Source organism: Sorangium sp. So ce302 (genome assembly GCF_051530145.1).
Classification (GTDB): domain Bacteria; phylum Myxococcota_A; class Polyangia; order Polyangiales; family Polyangiaceae; genus Sorangium; species Sorangium cellulosum_B.
Window position 1 is genome coordinate 3,990,306 of the sequence record NZ_CP150326.1, and the last position, 22,794, is coordinate 4,013,099.

The following is a 22,794-nucleotide window of genomic DNA, read 5'->3' on the forward strand; positions in this document are numbered from 1 at the left end:
GCGACCCATGATGCAAGACGCGGCGAGGGAGCGGCCCCAGGGCACGTCGACTGCGGGTGATGTCATCCTCTCTCTCTGCGGTGACGTGATGACCGGCCGGGGGATCGATCAGATCCTGCCGTGCCCCAGCGATCCGGTGCTGTACGAGCTGGCCGTGGAGGACGCGAGGGGTTACATCGAGCTCGCCGAGCGCACGAGCGGCCCCATTCCCCGGCCCGTCGATTCCTCGTACGTCTGGGGGGCCGCGCTCGACGCGTGGAGCCGGCGGGCGCCCGCCGTCCGGCTGGTCAACCTCGAGACGGCGATCACGACCAGCGATGAGCCGTGTCTCAAGGGTATCAATTACCGGATGCACCCAGGGAACGTCTCGTGCCTCACCGCGGCGCAGATCGGCTGCTGCGCGCTGGCCAACAACCACGTCCTCGACTGGGGAGTTGCCGGGCTGATCGACACGATCGCCGCGCTCCGGTCGGCGAACGTGACGACGGCCGGCGCGGGCCGCGACCTCGATGAGGCGGCGGCGCCGGCGCTCATCGAGATCGAGGGCGAGGGGAGGGTCCTCATCTTCTCGCTGGGCTCGGAGACCAGCGGCGTCCCGCGGCGCTGGGGCGCCTCGGTGGACCGCCCGGGCATTCACCTGGTCGATGAGTCGTCTCCCGCGGAGGTCGGTCGCGTGCTGGGCGCGGTGCGGGCGGCCAGGCGGGAGGGCGACATCGTCGTGGCCTCGATCCACTGGGGCCCGAACTGGGGGTACGAGGTCCCGGAGGAGCAGGTCACGCTCGCCCACGCCCTCGTCGACGTCGCCGGCGTCGACGTGGTTCACGGGCACTCCTCGCATCATCCGAAGGCGATCGAGGTCCACGCGGGGCGGCTGATCCTCTACGGCTGTGGCGACTTCGTGAACGACTATGAAGGCATCAGCGGACACGAGGCCTATCGAGGCGATCTGGCCATGATGTACTTTGCCACGCTGCGCGCGGGGACCGGGGAGCTCGCCCGCCTGGAGCTGGTGCCGCTGCGGATGAGGAAATTTCGCCTCCACCGCGCCGCGCAAGAGGACGCGCTCTGGCTGAGGGACGCGCTGAGCCGAGAGGGCGCGCGGTTCGGGACGAGCGTCGAGCTCGGGGAGGAAGGCAGCCTGCTGCTGCGCTGGAGCTGATTCCGCGAGCACCGCGCCGCTGCCCTCGTGCAGCTACGCGGTCGCCTCGAGCACCTGGGGCACCAGGTAGCGAGCAAACCACGCGCTGGCCGCGCGCGCGACCTCTTCCAGCGTCCCTGGCTCCTCGAACAGGTGCGTCGCTCCTTCCACGATCGCGAGCTGTCGCGGTCCGCGCAGGAGCGCGAGCGCCTGCCGGTTCAACGCGAGCACCTCGGTGTCCGCGCTCCCGACGATGAGCAGCGTGGGTGCGCGGACCTGCTCGAGGTACGCGCCGGCGAGATCGGGGCGCCCGCCCCGCGACACCACGGCGTCCGCGAGATCCGGCCGCCTCGCCGCGGCGATCAGCGCGGCCGCGGCGCCGGTGCTCGCGCCGAAGTAGCCGATCCGGAGCGCGCTCGTCTCGGGTTGCTCGCGCGTGGTCAGGGCCGCGCCCATGACCCGCCCCGCGAGGAGCTCGACGTCGAACCGGAGGTGGCCAGTCCGCTCATCCACCGCCTCTTCCTCGCCGGTGAGGAGGTCGAAGAGCAGCGTGGCCAGCCCGGCGCTCTGGAGCACCTCGGCGACGTACCGGTTGCGCGGGCTATGCCGGCTGCTGCCGCTCCCGTGGGCGAACAGGACGATGCCTGTCGCCCCGGCGGGGATCGTCAGGCTGCCCTGAAGGCGCGCGCCGTCATCGAGCGCGAGCTCGACGGGGAGGTCTTCTGCCGGCTCGGGCGGGCCCGCCGGCCCCTCCTCGCCTTCCGCGCCCGCGCCGCCGGTGCGCGCCCGCTCGAGCAGCTCCACGACATCCTCGTCCGTGGTCTGGCGGAAGTCCTGGTAATAGGCGCCTATCGCGAGCAGTTGCGGATCCGCGTCGAGGCAGACCACCTCATCGACCTCGGGGCGCAAGGATTCGAGCGTCGTTGCCGACGCGACCGGGACCGCGAGGACGAGGCGCCTCGGTCCGCGCCGCCGGATGGCCCGGAGCGCGGCGCGCACGGTCCCGCCGGTCGCGATGCCGTCGTCGACGACGACGACGGTGCGGCCCTCGACGTCGACCGGCGGCCGGCCGCGCCGAAAGCGCTGCACGCGCGACTCGACCTCGGCGGCCTTGCGGTCCACGATCTCCGCGACCTCCTCCTGGGGGACGCCGAGCTCCGCGAGCACCTCCTCATTGAGGTACACCTCTCCCCCCTCCGAGATGGCGCCCATGCCCAGCTCTTCGTACCCCGGAGCGCCGAGCTTGCGCACCACCCAGACGTCGAGCGGCGCCTTGAGCGCCCGGGCGACCTCGTAGGCGACCGGGACGCCGCCGCGCGGGAGCCCGAGCACGAGGGGCGTGTCGTCGCGGTAGCGACCCAGCGCGAAGGCCAGGCGGCGCCCTGCATCAACGCGATCTCGAAACAGCATGAAGCCCCTCCTCCGGTCGCGTGCTGACCGTGACGTCCTCGCCCCTGACACACCCGGCCCTCAGATCCTCCCCGGCCCTCAGATCCTCCTCTGCGCTTCCCTCCGCTGCTGCCTCGTCACCAGCGCGCTCAGCTCGGAGAGCTCGTCCGACAGGAACTCGAGGAGATCGTCGAAGGCGATGATTCCCTGGAGCACCCCCTCGTCGTTCACCACCGGCACGCGGCGGATGCTCTCGGCGCGCATCCTACCGAGGACGTCCAGGAGGTCCTCCTGCTCTCGCGCTGTGATCAGCGGCTCGGTCGCGACATCCGCCACCTGGAGAGACTCCAGGTAGGGACTCGCGTTCGCCACCACGCCGACCACGATGTCGCGATCGGTGATGATACCGGCAGGCACGGTCCTCCCGGCGGGCTCGTCGACGATGACCAGGCTGCCGACGTGATGCGCCCGCATGCGGCGGGCGGCCTCGATCACGGTCTCGGTCTTGCCGATGGTGACGACGCGCCGATTGCAGAGCTCCCCCGCAGTTGTCACGGCATTCCTCCCAACGAACGCTCCATGGAGCCGGCGTCGGCTCCGGGAAGCCCATGCCCGAAGGGGCATGGAGGCCGGTGCGCTCCTATGGCACGTGGCGAGCAAACAGATCAGACAGATCAGGCGGAAAGGCGTGATGACGCGGAGGCGGGCGGACGTCACTGGACAGATCAGGCCCTGGGGTTGCATCTGGAGAGCGGTCACAGCTCGAATGAGCAGCGCCATGAGCCCCCACGACACGGAAGGCGGCGCAGCGGAGCAGCCATGGAGATCTGCCTCTTCGCGGGCAACGCGAACCTCCCTCTCGCACGGGCCGTGGCGGAGCGCCTCGGCGTCGGCCTGGGCGACGCCCTGGTGCGCCGCTTCGCGGACGGCGAGCTTCACGTGCAGATCCGGGAGAGCGTGCGAGGGCGGGACGTGGTTCTCCTCCAGCCGACGAGCCCACCGGTCGACGAGCACATCGCCGAGCTCCTGTTCCTCGCGGACGCGTGTCGCCGCGCAGGGGCTCCGCGCGTGACGGCCGTCGTGCCGTATTTCGGCTATGCCCGCCACGACCGCCGCGCTTCGGGAAGGGAGCCGGTAGGGGCCCGGCTCGTCGCCGATCTCTTCAGGACGGCGGGCCTCTCGCGCGTGGTGGCCGTCGACCTCCACAACGCCGCGCTCGAGGGGTTCTTCTCCATCCCGCTCGAGCACCTGAGCGCCGCGCCGCTGCTCTCGGACGCAGCGAGACCCTTTGTCTCCGAACGCAGCGTCATCGTGGCGCCGGACCTGGGCGCCGCGAAGCTCGCGGATCGCCATGCCCGGCTCCTCCGCTTGCCGGTCGCCGTCGTGCACAAGACCCGCCTGAGCGGCGAGGACGTCAGCGTCCACGCCATCTCGGGCGAGGTCCGGGGACGGTCGCCCCTCCTCGTCGACGACATGATCAGCACCGGCGGGACGATCGAGGCCGCCGTGAACGCCTTGCTCGCGGCGGGCTGCGCGCCGGACATCGCCGTCATCGCGACGCACGGCCTCTTCGTCGGCCCGGCGATGGCCCGGCTCTCCGCGCTCCCGGTGCGCCGTTTCCTCGTGACCGACAGCGTCGCTGCCGCCACGGGCGCGGCCATCCCCGTCAAGCTCGTCCGTCTGGACGGGCTCCTGGCCGAGGCCATCCGGCTCCTCCACGACGGCGGGTCGCTGGAGGCGCTGCTCGCGCGCGGCGAGGCCGCGAGCCCTCCGCGCTGAGCCGGCACCCGAGCAGGAGGACCCATGAGCGGCATCGACGACGGGAGTGCGCGGACGGGCAGCGGCGAGGGCGCGGAGCTCGCGCTCTGCACGGATCTCTACGAGATCACCATGGCCGCGAGCTACCTCGCGCTCGGCGTCGGGGGGACGGCCACCTTCAGCCTCTTCGCGCGGCGGCTGCCGCCGCGGCGCGCGTACCTGATCGCGGCGGGGATCGAGGAGGCGGCCCGCCGCCTGCGCGCGTTCGCGTTCGACGGCGCCGCGCTCGACTACCTGCGCTCGACCGGCGTCGTGCGCGAGGACGCGCTCGACGCGCTCGGCCGCCTGCGGTTCACCGGCGACGTGTGGGCGGTGCGCGAGGGCCGGGCCGTGTTCGCCGACGAGCCGATCCTCGAAGTGCAGGCGCCCCTCGTCGAGGCGCAGGTCGTCGAGACGATCCTCCTCAACGCGATCCATTTCCCGACGCTGGTCGCGTCCAAGGCGGCGCGCTGCGTCGCCGCCGCGCGCGGCAAGGCGCTCGTCGACTTCGGCCTGCGGCGCGCGCCCGGCGTCGAGGCGGGGGTCGCCGTGGCGCGGGCCGCCTGGCTCTGCGGCTTCGCCGCGACGAGCAACCTCCTGGCCGGAGCGCGGCTCGGCGTCCCGGTCTCGGGCACCGTGGCCCACGCGTTCATCGAGATCTTCCCGCGCGAGATCGACGCGTTCCGGGCCTTCACGGCGACCTTTCCCGGCCCGGTGACGCTGCTCGTGGACACGTACGACACGCTCCGGGGCGTCGCGCACGCCGTCGAGGTCGCCCGGGAGGTCGCGGCCCGGGGGCAGGAGGTCGCCGCCGTGCGCCTCGACAGCGGCGATCTGCTCGCGCTGAGCCGGGAGGCGCGGCGCCTGCTCGACGACGCGGGCCTCCACGCGGTGCGCGTCGTCGCGAGCGGCGGGATCGACGAGGAGGCGCTGGCGTCGCTCTGCTCGGCGGGCGCGCCGATCGACGCCTTCGGCGTGGGGACGCGCCTCGGGATGTCGGCGGACGCGCCCGTGCTCGACATGGCCTACAAGATCGTCGAGCACGACGGGGCTCCCTGCCTCAAGCTGAGCGAAGGCAAGGAGACGCTCGTGGGGCCCAAGCAGGTGTACAGGCGCCGCGGAGCCGACGGGCGTTACCTCGGAGATCGCATCGCCGCGCGCGACGAGCCCGCGCCGGGCCCTTCGTGGGAGCCGCTGCTCCAGCCGCTCCTCTCGGGCGGCCGCGCGCTCCCCATGCCCCCGCTCGCGGAGCTGCGCGCCCTGCACCGCGAGGAGATGGCGGCGCTGCCTCCGGAGCTCCTGGGCCTGGGCGCGACGCCGTCCTATCCGGTCGAGCGCTCTCCCGTGCTCGCCGAGCGACAGCGCGCCGCCGCCGCGGAGGTGCGGCGCCGCGAGGGGCTCGTCCCCTGAGCCCCGGTTCTCGCGCCGGTACGATCGTTGCTCGAGCCGAGCTCTGTCGCGGAGGTTTGCTGGATGGAGGCGCCCGTGCCGAGCAGGAGGCTGCGATGTTCGAAGGAGCCCGCGTGAGCCCGGTCGGGATCCCTGCTGCCGAGGCGCTCGCCGTCCTCCGGGCGATGCTGCTCATCCGCCGCTTCGAGGAGCGGTGCGCCGAGCTGTACACGCTCCAGAAGATCCGCGGCTTCCTCCACCTGTACATCGGTGAAGAGGCGGTCGTGGTCGGGGCGATGCGGGCGCTCGAGGACGACGACGCCGTGGTCGCCGCCTACCGCGAGCACGGCCACGCGCTGCAGCGCGGGGTCTCGCCCGCCGCGGCGATGGCCGAGATGTACGGGAAGGCGACGGGCTGCGCCCTCGGGCGCGGCGGGTCGATGCACCTGTTCTGCGCGAGCGGCGCTTCTACGGCGGCTACGCCATCGTGGCCGGCGGCCTGCCCATCGCGGTGGGGCTCGCGCTCGCCGACAAGCTCGCCGGCCGGCGGCGGGTCACGGCGGTGTTCTTCGGCGACGGCGCGACCGACGAGGGGGAGTTCCACGAGTCGCTGAACCTCGCCGCGCTCTGGAGCCTGCCGGTGCTCTTCCTCTGCGAGAACAACCAGTACGCGATGGGGACGGCGCTCGCGCCACGCCGCCAACCCGCGGCTCATCGACGTCCCCGCGGCTCACCACGTGCCGGCCGAGCAGGTCGACGGCATGGATGTGCTCGCGGTGGAGCAGGCCACGCGGCGAGCGGCCGCGGCCGTGAGGGAGGCGGCCGGCCCCCGCTTCCTCGAGCTGCTGACGTACCGGTTCCGTGCGCACTCGATGTACGACGCCGAGAGATACAGGGACAAAAGCGAGGTGGCCGCCTGGCGGGAGCGCGACCCCATCGACCTGTTCGTCGCGCGGCTGCGCGCCGAGGGGCTGCTCGACGACGGCGCGCTCGCCCGGATCCTGGGCGAGATCGCGGCCGAGGTCGAGGCGGCCGTGACGGCCGCGGAGGAGGCGCCGCTCGAGCCGGTGGAGGACCTGACTCGCTTCGTCTACGCCCGGGAGGCGCCGTGACGTGAAGCGGACGGCGACCTGCCGCGAGGCGGTCCGCTCCGGGCTGCGCGAGGCGCTCCGGCGCGAGCCGCGGGCCTTCCTGATGGGCGAGGACGTGGGCCGCTACGGCGGCGCCTACGCGTGCAGCGCCGGCCTGCTCGAGGAGTTCGGCCCGGAGCGGGTCCGCGACACGCCGCTCGCCGAGTCGACCTTCGTCGGCGCCGGCATCGGGGCCGCCCTCGGCGGGGCGCGCCCGATCGTCGAGGTGATGACGGTCAACTTCAGCCTGCTCGCGCTCGACCAGATCGTGAACAACGCGGCGACGCTCCGGCACATGTCCGGCGGCCAGTTCACGATCCCGCTCGTCGTGCGCATGGCCACGGGGGGCGGCCGCCAGCTCGCCGCGCAGCACTCGCACAGCCTCGAGAACTGGTACGCGCACGTGCCCGGGCTCAAGGCCCTCGCGCCCGCGACGGTGCAGGACGCGCGCGACATGCTGCTCGCCGGGCTCGACGATCCAGACCCGGTGGTCGTCTTCGAGCACCAGTACCTCTACCCAATGGAGGGCGAGCTCGACGACGAGGCGCCCCCCGCGGCTCCCTTCCGCGCGGAGGTGCGGCGCGCGGGCCGTGACGTGAGCCTGATCGCGCACGGCGGCTCGGTCCCGAAGGCGCTCGCCGCGGCCGAGCAGCTCGCGGGCCGCGGCGTCGAGGCCGAGGTGCTGGACCTCCGGTGCCTGCGGCCGCTCGACGAGGAGGCGATCCTCGCGACCGTGCGGCGGACGCACCGCGCGGTGCTCGTCGACGAGGGGTGGCGGAGCGGGAGCCTCGCCGCCGAGGTGAGCGCGCGGATCATGGAGGGCGCGTTCTACGAGCTCGACGCGCCCGTCGCGCGGGTGTGCAGCGCCGAGGTGCCGATCCCCTACGCGCGCCACCTCGAGGAGGCGGCGCTGCCGCAGGTCCCGCGCATCGTCTCCGCCGTGGAGAGGACGGTGCGGCGCGATGTCTGAGTTCCTGATGCCCTCGCTCGGCGCGGACATGGAGGCCGGGACGCTGGTGAAGTGGCGCCGCGCGGTGGGGGATCGCGTCGCGCGCGACGACGTGATCGCCGAGGTCGAGACAGAGAAAGGGCTCGTGGAGGTCGAGGTGTTCACGAGCGGCGTCATCGACCGGCTCCTCGTGGAGCCCGGGCAGAAGGTGCCCGTCGGCACGCCGATGGCCGTGATCCTCGAGGGGCGTGAGGCTGCGGCCGGCGCGCCCCCACCCGCCGCGCCCGCCGCGCCCGCCGCGCCCGCGCCGCCGTTTCCCCCCCCGGCGGCCGCCGCGGCGCCGCAGGAGGCCGCGCCGCCGCCCGCGGCCCTCGCGCAGGGGCCGCGCGTGTCTCCCCGCGCGAGGCGGCGGGCGCAGGAGCTCGGGGTCGACCCTGCGCGGGTCCAGGGGACGGGACCGGACGGCGCCGTCGAGGCCGTGGATATCGAGCGGGCGGCGGCGGCCGGCACGAAGGAGGCGTCGGCCGATTCCATGACGAAGGAGGCGTCGGCCCGCATGCGCCGGGCGATCGCGGCGGCGATGGCCCGATCGAAGCGCGAGGCGCCGCACTTCTACCTCGGCACGACCATCAATCTCCGCACGGCGATGTCCTGGGTCGAGCGGGAGAACGCGGAGCGCAACGTGGCCGGGCGGCTCCTGCCGGGCGCGCTCCTTCTCAAAGCGGCGGCGCTCGCCCTGCGCGACGTCCCCGAGCTGAACGCCCGCTGGGAGGGGGATGAGGCGCCGCCCGCCCCGAGGATCCACCTCGGCGTGGCGGTGTCGCTCCGGGGCGGCGGGCTCGTGGCGCCGGCGCTGCACGACGCGGACCGGCTGCCGCTCGACGAGCTGATGGCCGCCTTGAAGGACCTGGTCCAGCGCGCCCGGGCCGGGACGCTCCGCAGCTCCGAGATGAGCGACCCCACGATCACCGTCACGAGCCTCGGGGAGCGCGGCGTGGAGACGGTGTTTCCCGTCATCTTTCCGCCGCAGGTGGCCATCGTCGGGTTCGGCAAGATCGCCGAGCGGCCGTGGGTCGTCGAGGGCCGCGTGGTGCCGCGGCCGCTCGTGAACGCGACGCTCGCCGCGGACCACCGGGTGACGGACGGCCACCGCGCGGCCGCCTACCTCGCCTCGCTCGACGCGCTCCTGCAACGACCGGAGGGACTTTGACCGATGAACAAGGACGAGATCGAGGCCGTCGTGCGCCGGGAGCTCCAGCGCATCGCGCCGGAGGCGGACATCGGGGCGCTCGGCCCGGACCGTGACGTCCGCGAGGAGCTCGACATCGATTCGATGGATTTCCTGCGCTTCGTGACGGCCCTCGACGCGGCGCTCGGCGTGGGCGTGCCCGAGTCGGATTACCGGCGGATCGCGACGGTCCGCGGGTGCACCGACCACCTGGCGAAGACGCTCGCGCAGCGCGCGGCGTAGCGTCAGCCGCGCCCGAGTGCGTGCGCTGCGCGAGCAGCGCGCGGAGCAGACGCGGCCGCCTGGGCGGCGCGGGCTCTTTGTCGCCACTTCAGCGCCGACGGCAAGAGCCCGCGCCGGTACGGTCGTTGCGTGCCGGTCAGGGAGGCGACGATGCAGGCGCCCAGACCGATCACGAAGCTTCGCGGCGCGGGAGAGCCGCCGCCGAACCTCGCCGACTACACGGAGGCGTGCCGCCGCTTCTCGTGGGCGGAGGCGCGGGCCGAGCTGACCGGGTTGCCCGGCGGACAGGGGCTCAACATGGCCTACGAAGCCGTGGACCGCCATGCCGCGGGCGCCGGCAGGGATCGCGTCGCGATCCGCTGGCTCGGCAAGGACGGAGAGCGGGTGGACATCCGCTACGGAGAGCTCGCCGAGCTCACGGCCCGCTTCGCCGGCGCGCTCGCCGGCCTGGGGGTCCGGCCGGGAGATCGCGTCTATACGCTGCTCGGCAGGACGCCGGAGCTCTACGTCGCCGCGCTCGGCGCGCTCAGGCACCGGGCGATCTTCTGTCCGCTGTTCTCGGCCTTCGGCCCCGAGCCGCTGCGCGCGCGGATGAGCATCGGCGAGGCGCGCGTGCTGGTGACCACTTCGCGGCTCTACGCGCGCAGGGTCGCGCCGATCCGCGGCGAGCTGCCGTGGCTCGAGCACGTGATCCTCGTGGACGGCGAGGCGCCGGGGACGCTCTCCTACCGGAGGTTGCTCGACGGGGCGCCCGCCGCGGCGCTGGTCCCGCCGACCGACCCGGAAGCGCCGGCCCTGCTGCACTTCACGAGCGGGACGACGGGCACGCCGAAGGGCGCCCTCCACGTCCACGCGGCCGTGCTGATGCACCATGTGACCGGGAGGCTCGCCCTCGACCTCCATCCGGACGACATCTTCTGGTGCACGGCGGACCCGGGATGGGTGACAGGCACCTCCTACGGCATCCTCGCGCCGCTGACGAACGGCGTGACCCTGGTCGTCGACGAGGCCGATTTCGACGCCGAGCGCTGGTACGAGATCCTCGAGCGAGAGCGCGTCACGGTCTGGTACACCGCGCCGACGGCGATCAGGATGCTCATGAAAGCCGGCGTGGAGCCGCTTCGCGCCCGCGACCTCCGCGCGCTCCGCTTCATGGCCAGCGTGGGCGAGCCCCTGAATCCGGACGCGGTGTCATGGAGCAACGAGGTGTTTGGTCGCCCCTTCCATGACGGCTGGTGGCAGACCGAGACGGGGGGGATCATGATCGCCAACCTCGCCTCCGTGGATGTCCGCCCGGGATCCATGGGGCGCCCGCTGCCTGGTGTGGAGGCGGCGATCGTCCGCCGCACACCCGAGGGGGGTGTCGAGGTGATCGAGCAGCCCGACGTGGAGGGGGAGATCGCGCTGCGCCCCGGCTGGCCATCGATGTTTCGCGCCTACTGGAACAACCCCGAGCGTTATGCGAAGTGCTTCGCGGGCGGCTGGTACCTGAGCGGAGATCTCGCCAGGCGAGACGAGGATGGATACTATTGGTTCGTCGGGCGCGACGATGACGTCATCAAGAGCGCCGGGCACCTCATCGGTCCCTTCGAGGTGGAGAGCACGCTGCTCATGCACCCCGCCGTGGCCGAGGCCGCCGTCATCGGGCGGCCGGATCCGATTGCCGGCGAGGTCGTCAAGGCGTTCGTCGCGCTGAAGCCCGGGCACGCTCCGTCCCCGGACATCGAGCGGGAGCTCATCGGCTTCGCGCGCAAGCACCTCGGGCCGGCGGTCGCGCCGCGCGAGATCCTTCGCCGGCTCGGTGCCGCGGACGCGCAGCGGCAAGATCATGCGGCGGCTGCTCCGGGCGCGCGAGCTCGGTCTGCCCGAGGGCGACCTGTCCACGCTCGAGGCGGCCACAGGGGCGACCGGCACGGCCGGGGAGGAGGCGCCGTGAGCGCCCCGCGGACACGACGGCGCTCGAGCGGCTGAGGGCCTCGCCGCGGGGCCGACGAGAAGGCATGACGCGGCGCGACGCGCCGCGGCTGGAGACATCACGCCTCGCGAGCGATTACGGCGGTGACGCAGCCGAGCGGCCCAGCTCGTGCACCGCCAGCCAGCAGAGCGGCGCAAGGGGAGCGCGGCGCGAGGCCGTCGCGCCGGTACACGCGCTGGACAACGCGGGGCCGTGGACATGAAGACGATACTCGATGCGATAGGCGAAACTCCCCTGCTGAGGTTCGACGGCGTTCACGTAAAATGCGAGTACCTCAACCCCTCTGGCTCCATCAAAGACAGGCTCGCCAGGTACATCATCGAGAAGGCGGAGAAGGAAGGGCTCCTGAAGAAGGGCGCCACGATCGTGGAGGCATCGTCCGGAAACACGGGAGCTGCCGTCTCCATGGTCGGCGCCGTGAAAGGCTACAAGGTGACGATCTTCATCGCCGAGGGCCTCTCCGAGGAGCGCTACAAGATGATGAAGGCGTTCGGCGCCGACGTGCGGACCGTCCCGCGGGATCGGATGGATATCGCCGTGCAAAGGGCGAGCGCCCTGGGGAAGGAAAAGGGTCATTTCCATGTGAACCAGTTCGCAAACCCCTGGAACGCCGACGACCACGACGAGCACCTCGGCGGGGAGATCCTTCGCGCCTCCGGGCGCCGGCGGATCGACGCGGTCGTCGCCGCGATCGGCTCCGGAGGGACCCTGATCGGCCTCGCGAGGGCCTTCAGGCGGGTCAACCCGGAGGTCCAGGTCTTCGGCGTCGAGCCTGCCCGGTGCGCCCTCGTCTACGGGCGCCTGCACGGCCAGCCCGAGGTGTGCCGGCCCCACCGGATCGAGGGCATCGGCGAGGGGTTCGTGCCTCCGCTCATCGAGGACAACATCGAGCTCATCGACGACGTCATCCGGGTCGAGGACGGAGAGGCGATAGAGGAGGCGAGGCGGATCGCGCGTGTGCACGGCTGCTTCGTCGGGGTCTCCTCCGGTGCGAACCTCCTGGCCGCCAGGCGGGTCAAGGAGAAGAGCCCTGCCCTGAGGAACGTGGTGACCTTGTTCCCGGACGAAGGGGAGAAATACCTGAGCGAGCGATGGTTCTCGCGATGAGCCGCGGCGCTCTTCGTTCTGCGATCCCGCGGCCGCGCGCGGAAGGCATCGCCCCTCGTCGCGTCCCTCAGGTCGGTTGTCCCGGCTGGACGGGGCCGATGCGGTACGGCCGCATCATCTCGTTGTCTTCGTGCTCGAGGATGTGGCAGTGCCACACGTACTGGCCGGCGGTGAGGAACCGCGCCCGGATGCGCGTCACCTCGCCTGGATAGGCGATCACCGTGTCCTTGTAGCCCGTCTCCCACGGCTCCGGCGGGCGTGCAGCGCCGACGAGCGGCGGCATCTGCCCTCCCGGCGAGGCCTCGATGTCCAGGGCCTGCCGATTGACCACCTCGAACAGGGTCTCGTGGATGTGGATGGGATGGGCGTCGCCCGTCAAGTTGTGGAGCTCCCAGACCTCCGTGTCCCCCACCTGCGGATTCTCGGTGACATCGTCCTCCCACGCCAGCAGCTCGACCTCGCCGTCCTCGATCCTCCCGAGCAGCGCCGCCGCCGGCGCATCCGGGAAGTGCGCCGACATGACCTCGCTCAGGACGAGCGGTCGCGTCCTGTCCTCGGGCGGCAGCGGCGGAGCGGGCGGCAACAGCAGGAAGCGCGGCGGTGTGCTGTGATCACATCCCCGCGTGTGCATCACGTCGAAGGCCATGATCTGCCCGGTGGAGGCCGGGTCCGCCGGGTCGAAATCGACGCCTGGCGCGCCGCCGCCGAACGGCTCGTCCGGGCCGACGTTGGCGAGGATGTGGCGGCCCTTCGGGACACGGCCGAAGTCGACGATGAGATCCGCGCGCTCGGCCGGCGCCATGAGCAGCCTGTTGCCGTTGGTCGCGGTGAGGTTCACCGGCGAATCCAGAAAGCCGCCCTCGTTTCCGATCATCCAGACTTCTACACCCGGGATCTGATTGAAATCCAGGATCAAGAAACGCGACTGGCAGCCGTTGAGGAAGCGGAAGCGGTAGCGGCGCTGTTTGACCGCCAGGAACGGCCAGGTATTGCCGTTCACCATGATCATGTTGCCGAAGAACTCGGGATTCCAGATCGGCGGGACGTCGGTTTGCGGGATGAACGGACCCTTGATGCCGTCGAAGAAGGCCCGGGTGTCCGGGTAGAACAGCGACCCATCCGAGTTGAACGAGCGATCTTGGATCGCGATCGGGATCTCGCGATAGTGGGTGTTGGGGGCGTCGCCCCGCGAAGGGGCCGGGCCGGGGAGCACGGCCGGCCTGTGGGTGCGCGCGTCGAGCACCAGGTCGCTCTGGCCGCCGCGGACCAGGTAGAAGCCCGCCGGACCGGCGTACACGTTCGCGCGCGTCATCCCCAGGGTGTGATCGTGATACCATTCGGTGGAGGCCCGACCAGCGTTCGGATACTGGGCGATCGCGAATCCAGGCCCCCAGGTCACGCCGAACTTGGCGAGCGCCTTCGCCGCGAAGAAATCGTACCAGGTCCCCCTGGTCGCGTACCCCGGTGGGAGGTTGGCGGCGTCGGGCAAATACCACGCCTCGGCGTAACCGTCGCTCTCGTCGCCGACGCTCACGGCGCCGTGCACGTGGGTGACGATGGGCACGGGGCCGGTGTAAGGTCCCGGCGTCTCCTCGAACTCTGGGCGCATGTCGCGGCCCTCCCTGCCTCCCGGCGGATTCGCCCAGTGCAAGGTTTGGTCGACCGGCAAGAGATGAGGCAAGTAGTTGCCGCCGGCGTCCACCAGCTCGTTGATCCATTTGATCCGCACCGGTCGTTCGTGATCAGCCTCGATCGTGAGCGACGGCGCGTGGAAGATCCGGGGCCCGCCCTGGGCGACCTTCGGCCCGTATCCCCACACGGTCGTCGCCGGGTAGGGAGGAGGCAGGATCTGCTGCGCGAACTGCCGCACGGCGATCTCGTAGTAGTCGATGAACCGGCCGCCGTGGAGCGTGATCTTGCCGGCTCGCGGCATCGCGGGCGGGACGAGCAGCGGCGTCACGTACTTGTCCACGCCCAGCGGGTCGAGCGTGCCGCCGGGGATCGCCGCGCACGCCGTGCGAACGGAGCCGCCGACCCTGTCGAGGAGGAGGAGGGTCGTGCCCCCCGCTCCGATCTTGAAGAACTGACGTCGTGTGAACATCCCCCCACCCCCCGTGTCGAACACTGGCGCGAAAGCATAGAGGCTGTTCCCTTCGACGCAACCACGATGTCCTACCACGCGACTCTCGTCGTCGAGGCCGACACGAGGTCCGCTGACATGGGCTTTCCGTCCGGGCGCGGCAGGGCCTCGCGCACCCCGGCAATACCGCTGCAGCGTCGGCCACGAGGTCGCCGTCGACATACGTCTTACCGTCGTTCGAGGGGTCGACGGTGAGCATCGCCAGGGCCGACAGCCCCGATGCCTGCGACGGCGCGGCCACCGGCGTCATCCAGCCGGGGCGGGGCTCCACGCGCCCCACGCCCAGAGGACGAGCCGGATCGAGGTTGACCAGCGTGCCGCAGTCGATCGCCGCGACGACGCGGTGCACGCGGAGGCTCGGAGAAGTAGCTGAGCGAGCGATGGTTCTCGCGCCGAGCGCGCGGCGACCGCCGCCCCGGTGTCGCGCCTGGGTCAATACGAGAGGGGCTCGCCTTCTCGCTGCTCTGGAGCGATTCCGGGCGAGCTGCGCCGATCGAGCCGCGCGCCGACGTGGAGCTGTTCACGCGCAAGGGGTGCCCTCGCTGCGACGAGGCCAAGCGCTTCATGGCCGAGCTCGAGGGCCGTCGACCCGGCCTGCGCACGATCGTCGCGGATGTCGTCGAGGACCGCACGGCGCTCGACCGGCTGAGGGCGATCGCTCAGGGGCAGTCGACCGCTGCCGTGAGCGTCCCCGCGTTCTATGTGCGCGGGATGCTCGTCGTTGGGTACGCGGGGCGCGACGCCACGGGCCGGCGGATCGAGGCGTTGCTCGACAACGCGCCGCCGCCGCCCACCGCGGCCGGCGAGTCTGATGCGTCGTGTCCGCTCGCGCCGGAGCAGCCACCGTGCCCGGCTGACGGCGCCGGGCCGAGCGCGGGGGTTGTCGACGTGCCCGTCTTCGGGCGACTGGACGTCCGCGATCTTGGCCTGCCGGCGTTCACTGTCCTCCTGGGGCTCGTGGACGGCTTCAACCCGTGCGCCACGTGGGTGCTCCTCTTTCTCCTCTCCTTCCTCGCCACGCTGCGGAGCCGGGCCAAGATGCTGCTGATTGCCGGCATCTTCGTGCTCGTGAGCGGTCTCGCTTATTTCTCCTTCATGGCCGCCTGGCTGAACTTCTTTCTCCTGGTCGGCGCCTCGCGTGCCGTGCAGATCGCGCTGGGAGCGATCGCCGTTCTCGCCGGTTCGGTCCACGTCAAGGACTTCTTCGCATGGAAGCGGGGCGTGTCGCTCAGCATCCCTGAGTCGGTGAAGCCAGGGATCTACGCGAGGATGCGGGCCGTCGTCAGGGCGGAGAGCCTGCCCTCCGCGCTCGCCGCCGCATGCCTCCTCGCCGTCATGGTCAACGTCGTCGAGCTCCTCTGCACCGCGGGCCTGCCCGCGCTCTACACCCAGCTCCTCGCCGAGGCGCGCCTCCCCGCGTGGAAGCACTATGCCTATCTCGGGCTCTATAACGTGGCCTACATGGCGGACGACATGGTCATGATCGGCATCGCGGTGGCGACGTTGAGCCGCCGCAAGCTGCAGGAAAAAGAGGGACGATGGCTCAAGCTGCTGAGCGGAGCGATCATGGTGCTGCTCGGTCTCCTCCTGCTGCTCAAGCCCGCCTGGCTGGCGACATGACCGCCGCGAATGGCGCAGCAGCCGTAAAGCCCGCGACGTGATAGCCGGCGGCCGCCTCGCGGCGCCTACTCCCTGCATGCATTACCGCTCAGGCGAGGGCCCCAATACGTCAGGGATTGCCGATCCGGCCTATGGGCGGCGCGCGGCGGACGCGCGCTCCGACAGGCGATCGACGACCCCCGGCGGCCGCTGGAGGTGGCGCCGGGGCGCGACATCGCGCTCGGTCCGCTGCTACGATGCCGGGCGGAGGTCGCCGAGCACGGGCCGGCGACGCGGGAGGAAGGGGAGTCCGTGATGGCCACGAAGGAATTCGTCCAGTTCATCGAGCAGGGGTGCGCCGAGGGGATGGCGCAGGCGATGGCGCAGGCGACGATCGAGCTCTATGAAGCTCGATTCGGCCTCATGCCGCCGGCGCTGCGGTCCGCCGTGGAGGCCACGCACGACCTGAAGACGCTCCAGACATGGCTGCTCGTCGCCGGCGCCGGGGCACGCGAGGTGCTGCACGACAGCGTCTCCGCCAGCTCCCGCTCGTCCTGACCGGCGTCCGACGATCCCGGCGAACGCGGGGCCGGCGCGCCGACGGGCATCGCCGGCGCGAGCGGAGCGCGGTGGCCCGCCGTCGTTTGCCGCGCCCGCCCCGCCACGCCGCGAGGTGACGGCGCGGCCCTGCGCGGTTAAGCTCGCGCTCGTGCCGTTTCCCCGGAAGACCAACCCCGTGCGCCGCCTGCCCGCGCTCGCGCTCGCAGCGCTGACGGCGATCGCCGGCGCCGCGTGCGTCAGCAAGCCGACGATGCAGCTCGACCACGCCGAGATCACAGGGATCCGCATCGCCTTCCCGCCGAGCCTCGGCATCCTCATGACGATCGTCGTCAACGTCCACAACCCGAACTCGTACGACGTCGCTGTCCGCGCGGTGCGCGGTCAGGTCGTGCTCGCCGGCCGCTACCCGCTGGCGGTCGACTTCCGGGCCGACGGCGACGGCGTATGGCTCGCTTCCGACCGCACGACCCAGGTCCGCGTCCCCGTCAGCGTCCCCGTCGATCTCGGCCTCCAGCTGCTCCGTGAGACGCTCTCGTCGCCCGTCATCCCGTACCGCTTCAGCGGCCGGGCGGACGTCACCGCGACGCGCACCTTCCGGCTCGAGGCCGACGACTACTCGATCGACGATCACGGCGTCGTCGCCCGCAACCAGATCGAGACCGCCCTCGGCATCCTGCGATAACACCCGCCGCGGCCGGAGGCTGCTGGCGGTACCCTGGCGGCCCACGGGGCGCCCCCGCGCGGACGAACACGCGCTCGGTCTCCGGCGAGGACCACACGCCCCGGTGCCCGCGTTGGCGTGGCGCGCGACGTGCCGATGTTGCGCAAGTCGCGCCGACGTGGCGCGGCTGCCCTCGACGTCGGCGCCCGCGCTGGCCGGCCGGCCAGATCGACGCTCGACGCAACGACAGTCCATGACAGCGGCGCGCCCGCGCCGTGAGCGCCTCGCTCCTTCCTGATGGCGGCTCCCGCCATCAGGTGGAGGCTCCGGCCTCCAGGCGGCACGGCGAGCCTCGACGCGCAGCCTCCGCGCGGGACATCCTGCGCGTCCTGCTCGCTCTCCTCGGCGGTGCCTCGCGCCGCCACGGAGCACGCGGGCATCCAGGCCAGTCCGTTCATCGATGGATCGGCGTGTTGGCCACCGACTTGCTTCGGCTCGCCCCTGAACTCGGTCGCACCTGCGACACGCCGTCCCGCGCCATCGGCGCGAGGGGGAGCTTACATGGTGGATGGCTGTTCCAGCGGTTTTCTCGCGCTCGATCCGGAGATGAGGCGCCTGCGCGAGGCCCTCGAGACCGTGGCGCCCACGCCGTTGCCGGTCCTGATCCTCGGCGAGACCGGGACGGGAAAAGAGGTGGTGGCGGAGTGGATCGCCGGCATGTCGCGGCACCCGCGCGAGCGCTTCGTGAAGGTCAACTGCGCGAGCCTGTCGGAGTCGCTCGTCGAGAGCGAGCTCTTCGGCCACGAGCGCGGCGCGTTCACCGGGGCGGTGGCGCCGCGCGAAGGGCTGTTCGAGGCCGCCCACGAGGGCACGCTCTTCCTCGACGAGGTGGGGGAGCTGTCCCCGCGCACGCAGGCGAAGCTGCTCCGCACGCTGGAGTACGGCGAGATCGTCCGCGTCGGGAGCACGCGCCCGCGGCGCGTGGACGTCCGGGTGATCGCGGCGACGCACCGCGATCTCGAGCAGATGGTGCGGGAGGGGAGCTTCCGCCAGGACCTCTACTTCCGCCTCAACGCGATCACCCTGCGGATCCCGCCGCTCCGGGCCCGCACCTCCGAGATCCTGCCGCTCGCGGCGCTCTTCGCGGCGCGCCTCTCGCAGCGGCTCGCGCGCCCGGCGCCGCCGCTCGCGAAGGAGGCGACGGCCGCGCTCCTCTCGCACGCCTGGCCGGGGAACGTCCGGGAGCTGCGCCACGTGGTCGAGCGCGCGGTCGTGATGTCGAAGGGCGGGCCGATCGGCGCGGACCACCTGATGCTGGAGGCGCCGCGGGCGCCGGTCGAGGCCGGGATCAAGGGCGATCTGCGCTCCTTCGAGCGAGACCGCATCGTCGCCGCGCTCGCGCAGTCCCGCCAGAACCAGACGCGGGCCGCCGAGCTCCTCGGCGTGTCGCGGCGCACGCTCACCAACAAGCTCAACACGTACGGCATCGCGCGGCCCCGCAAGAAGGTCGCGCTGGAGGAGTGCTGACGTGGCCTCGCCGTTCTTCCGCACGATGCGGTCGCTCGAGATCGAGCGCGGTCCGAGGACGTGGATCCGCCTCGCCGTGATCCTCGCCGTGCTCGGCGCCTGGGCGGTCTGGATGCACGCGGCGCGCGTCTCGGTCTACGCGACGACCGGGAAGGCGCGCCTGGAGGTCAGCCGGATGGCCCACCGCGTGGCCGCCGTCGAGGCCGGGCGCGTGTCGGTGGTGCAGGTCTCGCTCGGCCGCCACGTGGAGCAAGGGGAGGTGCTCGTCGAGCTGGACGCCGCCGTCGAGGAGCGGCGCCTGGAGGAGGAGCGCACGAGGGCGGCCGCGCTCGCGCCGAAGATCGAGGCGCTGCAGCACCAGATCGCGGTCGAGGAGGAGGTGCGCGCGTGGCAGGTGAAGCTGTCCGACGCCTCGGTCGCGCGCGCCAGGATCGACCTGCGCCAGCGGGATCTCTCCGCCGCGCACGGCGAGGAGCTGCGCGCGATGTCGGAGCGCCTGCACGACGAGCGGCTCGCGTCGACGGCCGACCACCTCGAGGCGAAGAGCCGCGCCGCCGACGAGCAGCTCAAGGCGGAGGGGGCGCGCGCCGATCTCCGGCGGCTCTCGGTCGCGGGGCGCCACGACGAGCGGCAGACGGCGGCCCGCCTCGCCGAGCTCGGGCGCGCGCTCGGGGATCTGGTGGCCGAGCAGCAGGCGGCCGACGCGGCGGTGCACACGGCGCTCGCGCAGATCGAGCGGCGCAAGGTCCGCGCGCCCATCGCGGGGAAGCTCGGGAACATCGCGGCGCTCCAGGTGGGGGACGTGCTCAAGCCGGGCGACCTCGTGGCGACGGTCGTCCCGGGCGACGACCTCCACGCCGTCGCCCTCTTCGCGCCGTCCGACGCGGTGGGGCGCGTCGTCCCCGGGCAGAGGGCGCGGATGCGCCTCGACGGGTTCGCGTGGACGCAGTTCGGCATGATCGAGGGGGAGGTCTCCCACGTCGCGAGCGAGCCGTACGACGGCGCGATCCGCGTCGAGCTGCTCGTGCGGCCGGAGAGCGCGGCGTCGATCCCGGTGCAGCACGGGATGCCTGGGACCGCCGAGGTCGAGGTGGAGCGCGTCTCTCCGTGGGCGCTCCTCCTGCGCGCCGTGGCGCCGGGAGGTGCGCGATGAAGCGCGCTTTCCTCGTCCCCGAGGTGCTGCAGGCGTCGCTCATGGACTGCGGCCCCGCCGCGCTCAAGGCGGTGCTGCAGGGGTTCGGCGTCGACGTGCACTACGAGTGGCTCCGCGACCGCTGCCAGACGGACGTGGACGGGACGTCGATCGACGCGCTCGCCGCGCTCGGGCAGGAGCTCGGGCTCGCGACCGCCGAGGTGGTGGTCCCCCACGACAGCTTCCTCCTGCCAGAGGCCGACTGCCTCCCCGCGATCGTGGTCAAGCGCGGCGCGGGCGGCGCGCTCCACTTCGTGGTCGTCTGGCGCCGGCTCGGGCCGTTCGTGCAGATCCTCGACCCCGGCAGCGGGCGCCGCTGGGTGCGCTCAGCGCGCTTCATGGAGGACATGCCGCACTTCCCGATCCCGATCTCGATCGAGCGGTGGCGGCGGTGGGCGTCGTCCGCGGACTCGCTCGGCCCGCTCCGCGCGAAGCTGCGCGCGCTGCGAGCGGACGGGGAGGCGCTGATCGCCCGGGCCGACGCGGACCCGGGGTGGCGGCCCTTCGCGGCGCTCGACGCCGCCGTGCGGATGGTGGCGCGCCTCGTCCGCGGCGGCGCGATCGCGCGCGGGGGCGAGGCGCAGCGCGTGCTCGAGGGCGTCTTCGAGCGCGCCCTCGCCGGGGAGGCGGGCGCCATCCCGAAGGGGTTCTTCTGGGCCACGGAGGGCAAGGCGCCGGGGAAGCTCCTCGTGCATGGCGCGGTCATCGTCCACGTCGGCCCGCGTCAGCGCGGCGCGAGCCGGGCCAGCGCGGCCGCGCCCGCGCCTGCGTGCTCGGCTGTCGCGCCGCCGCCGAGCTACCGCGGCAGCGCCGCGCCCGAGGCCGCGCGCGCGGCCGCGCCGGACCGGCCCGCGCCGCGCGCGACCGCGACCGCGGCGCTGCCGGCGTCGGTTCGCCGGGAGCTCGAGCTGCCGACGCCGTCCCCCTCGCGCCTGTTCTTCTGGATGCTGCGCGCGGACGCGGGCGGGGCGCTCGCGCTCGTCGGGGTCGCGCTCGCGGCGAGCGCGGCCATCGCGGCGATCGACGTGGTCATCCTCCGCGGGCTGTTCGACGCGGTGAAGAGCGTCACCGTCGAGTACCAGCGCGCGCTCGGGCTCCTCGCCCTCGTCGCGTTCGCCGCCGGGGGCCTGGCGCTCGAGATCTTCGTGGCCCACGCCGTCTCGCGCCTCGGGCGCGCCCTCGAGGTGCGCTTCCGCGCCGCGTTCCTGGAGAAGCTGCCGCGGCTCGAGGATCGCTACCTGCGCAGCCGGCCGACCTCGGACATGACCGCGCGGGGCCACGCGATGCACCTGATGCGCGAGGCCCCGGCGCTCTTCGCCCGCATCGCGCGCGCGGCGCTGTCGTTCGCCGCGACGCTCCTCGGGGTCGTCTGGCTCTACCCGGGCGGCGCGTGGCTGTCGCTGGTGGCGGCGGCGGTCGCGCTCGCCGCGCCGTACCTCGCGCGGAGGCCGCTCGTGGAGAGCCTCATGCGCCTGCGCACGCACGCGGCGTCGCTCGAGCGGTTCTACCTCGATGCCCTGCTCGGCGTCGTGCCCATCCGCGTCCACGGCGCGGAGCGGGCGGTGCGGCGCGAGCACGAGGCGCTGCTCGTCGAGTGGGCGCGCACCGGCCGGCTCGTGCACGCGCAGTCCACCGCCATGCAGGCCGCCCAGGGGATCGCGAGCACGGCCGTGGCGGTCGCGATCGTCGGCGGCTACGTCGCCTCCGGCGGCCCGGCGGCGGCGCTGCTCCTGCTCGTGTTCTGGTCGCTCCGCCTCCCCGCGGCGGCGCAGGAGCTCGTCGCGGCGCTGCTCGGCTGGAAGAACGTGCGCAACGCGTCCGTGCGCCTCTTCGCGCCGCTCGCGGCGCCGGAGATGGACCTGCCCCGCGCGCCCGCCGAGGACGTCGTCGACGCGGCGCGCGCCGCGCAGGGCGCCGCGCTGGCCGCCGCGTGCGCCACGTCGATCGACCTCCGGGGCGTGAGCGTGAAGGCGGGAGGGCACACGCTCCTGTCCGATGTCTCGCTGAGCGTCCCGGCGGGGGCGCACGTGGCGATCGTGGGGGCGTCGGGCGCGGGGAAATCGTCGCTTCTCTCGCTGCTCCTCGGGTGGCTGCGGGCGTCCGCGGGGGAGGTGCTCGTCGACGGGCGCCCCTTCGACGACGCGGCGGTCGAGCGCCTGCGCCGCGCGACCGCGTGGGTGGACCCGGCGATCCAGCTCTGGAACCGCACGCTCCTCGAGAACATCACCTTCGGCCACGCCGGCGACGCCCTCGCGCGCGTGCCCCTGTCCATGAGCCAGGCCGAGCTCACCGGCGTCCTGGAGAGCCTGCCCGACGGCTTGCAGGAGGCGATCGGCGAGGGGGGCGCGCGCCTGTCGGGCGGGCAGGGGCAGCGCGTCCGCCTCGCGCGGGCGCTCATGAAGGGCGACGCGCGCCTCGTGCTCCTCGACGAGCCGTTCCGCGGGCTCGAGCGCGAGCGGCGCCGGGAGCTGCTCGCGCGCGCGCGGGAGCACTGGGGGCGCTCGACGCTCGTCCTCGTCAGCCACGACGTCATGGACACGCTCGGCTTCGACCGCGTGCTGGTCGTCGAGGGGGGCAGGGTCGTCGAGGACGGCGCGCCGCGCGAGCTCATGGACGACCCGCGGAGCCGCTACCGCGCGCTCGCCGAGGCGGACGCGCGGGCGCGCGACGAGGTCTGGTCGAAGGAGCGCTTCCGGAGCGCGACGATGGAGGGCGGCCGGCTCCTCCAGGGGGCGGCGTGAAGGCGGGCGAGGCCGGACAGGCCGCAAC

The 22,794-nt window shown here is 72.8% G+C and carries 16 protein-coding genes and 2 pseudogenes; 15 read left to right on the forward strand and 3 right to left on the reverse strand.

Annotated elements, in window-relative coordinates; genetic code table 11:
- Window positions 1-7: 7 nt before the first annotated feature.
- On the forward strand, window positions 8-1,159 hold the full coding sequence (locus WME73_RS15270) for a CapA family protein (RefSeq protein WP_437916152.1): 1,152 nt from the start codon (window positions 8-10) through the stop codon (window positions 1,157-1,159).
- 33 nt (window positions 1,160-1,192) lie between these two features.
- Here WME73_RS15270 and WME73_RS15275 read toward each other — a convergent pair whose 3' ends face one another.
- Both WME73_RS15275 and WME73_RS15280 read right to left on the reverse strand, forming a co-directional pair.
- Window positions 1,193-2,548, reverse strand: coding sequence for a phosphoribosyltransferase family protein (locus WME73_RS15275; protein ID WP_437916153.1), 1,356 nt, complete (start codon window positions 2,546-2,548; stop codon window positions 1,193-1,195).
- Between the two features lie 78 nt (window positions 2,549-2,626).
- Window positions 2,627-3,082 carry a CBS domain-containing protein gene (locus tag WME73_RS15280; protein WP_437746175.1) on the reverse strand — a complete coding sequence of 152 codons (456 nt, stop codon included), beginning with the start codon at window positions 3,080-3,082 and terminating at the stop codon, window positions 2,627-2,629.
- 264 nt (window positions 3,083-3,346) lie between these two features.
- Here WME73_RS15280 and WME73_RS15285 point away from each other — a divergent pair, with 264 nt between their 5' ends.
- From WME73_RS15285 to WME73_RS15320, 8 genes and pseudogenes are all read left to right on the forward strand, one after another.
- Entirely contained in the window at window positions 3,347-4,306 is a 960-nt protein-coding gene (locus WME73_RS15285) for a ribose-phosphate diphosphokinase (RefSeq protein ID WP_437916154.1), read from the forward strand.
- A 24-nt stretch (window positions 4,307-4,330) separates the two neighbouring features.
- Entirely contained in the window at window positions 4,331-5,734 is a 1,404-nt protein-coding gene (locus tag WME73_RS15290; protein WP_437916155.1) for a nicotinate phosphoribosyltransferase, read from the forward strand.
- 164 nt (window positions 5,735-5,898) lie between these two features.
- Window positions 5,899-6,825, forward strand: a pseudogene (pdhA, locus tag WME73_RS15295) (pyruvate dehydrogenase (acetyl-transferring) E1 component subunit alpha).
- A gap of 1 nt (window position 6,826) precedes the next feature.
- Window positions 6,827-7,813, forward strand: a complete 987-nt coding sequence (locus tag WME73_RS15300; protein ID WP_437916156.1) for an alpha-ketoacid dehydrogenase subunit beta — start codon at window positions 6,827-6,829, stop codon at window positions 7,811-7,813.
- Entirely contained in the window at window positions 7,806-9,002 is a 1,197-nt protein-coding gene (locus tag WME73_RS15305; RefSeq protein WP_437916157.1) for a dihydrolipoamide acetyltransferase family protein, read from the forward strand. Before WME73_RS15300 ends, WME73_RS15305 begins: the two co-directional genes overlap by 8 nt.
- Window positions 9,003-9,005: 3 nt before the next feature.
- Window positions 9,006-9,263 (forward strand): acyl carrier protein, encoded by a 258-nt coding sequence (locus tag WME73_RS15310; RefSeq protein ID WP_437916158.1) that lies wholly within the window; start codon window positions 9,006-9,008, stop codon window positions 9,261-9,263.
- Between the two features lie 150 nt (window positions 9,264-9,413).
- Window positions 9,414-11,199 (forward strand): annotated as a pseudogene (gene acsA / locus WME73_RS15315) (acetate--CoA ligase).
- Between the two features lie 237 nt (window positions 11,200-11,436).
- Window positions 11,437-12,345, forward strand: a complete 909-nt coding sequence (locus tag WME73_RS15320; RefSeq protein ID WP_437916159.1) for a PLP-dependent cysteine synthase family protein — start codon at window positions 11,437-11,439, stop codon at window positions 12,343-12,345.
- A 67-nt stretch (window positions 12,346-12,412) separates the two neighbouring features.
- Here the strand turns inward: WME73_RS15320 and WME73_RS15325 are convergent, their stop codons facing one another.
- A complete protein-coding gene (locus tag WME73_RS15325; protein WP_437916160.1) occupies window positions 12,413-14,446 on the reverse strand; it encodes a multicopper oxidase family protein in 2,034 nt (677 codons plus the stop codon).
- 549 nt (window positions 14,447-14,995) lie between these two features.
- Here WME73_RS15325 and WME73_RS15330 point away from each other — a divergent pair.
- The 6 genes from WME73_RS15330 (at window position 14,996) to WME73_RS15355 (ending at window position 22,766) form a co-directional block, all read left to right on the forward strand.
- Entirely contained in the window at window positions 14,996-16,105 is a 1,110-nt protein-coding gene (locus WME73_RS15330; protein ID WP_437916161.1) for an NrdH-redoxin, read from the forward strand.
- A 294-nt stretch (window positions 16,106-16,399) separates the two neighbouring features.
- Window positions 16,400-16,642 carry a hypothetical protein gene (locus WME73_RS15335; RefSeq protein ID WP_437916162.1) on the forward strand — a complete coding sequence of 81 codons (243 nt, stop codon included), beginning with the start codon at window positions 16,400-16,402 and terminating at the stop codon, window positions 16,640-16,642.
- Window positions 16,643-16,793: 151 nt separating this feature from the next.
- Window positions 16,794-17,327, forward strand: a complete 534-nt coding sequence (locus WME73_RS15340; RefSeq protein ID WP_437746187.1) for an LEA type 2 family protein — start codon at window positions 16,794-16,796, stop codon at window positions 17,325-17,327.
- A 540-nt stretch (window positions 17,328-17,867) separates the two neighbouring features.
- Window positions 17,868-18,833, forward strand: coding sequence for a sigma-54 interaction domain-containing protein (locus tag WME73_RS15345; protein WP_437916163.1), 966 nt, complete (start codon window positions 17,868-17,870; stop codon window positions 18,831-18,833).
- Window position 18,834: 1 nt separating this feature from the next.
- Window positions 18,835-19,986 (forward strand): HlyD family secretion protein, encoded by a 1,152-nt coding sequence (locus WME73_RS15350; protein ID WP_437746189.1) that lies wholly within the window; start codon window positions 18,835-18,837, stop codon window positions 19,984-19,986.
- Window positions 19,983-22,766, forward strand: a complete 2,784-nt coding sequence (locus WME73_RS15355) for an ATP-binding cassette domain-containing protein (protein WP_437916165.1) — start codon at window positions 19,983-19,985, stop codon at window positions 22,764-22,766. The genes WME73_RS15350 and WME73_RS15355 overlap by 4 nt, the downstream gene beginning before the upstream one ends.
- Window positions 22,767-22,794: the final 28 nt, after the last annotated feature.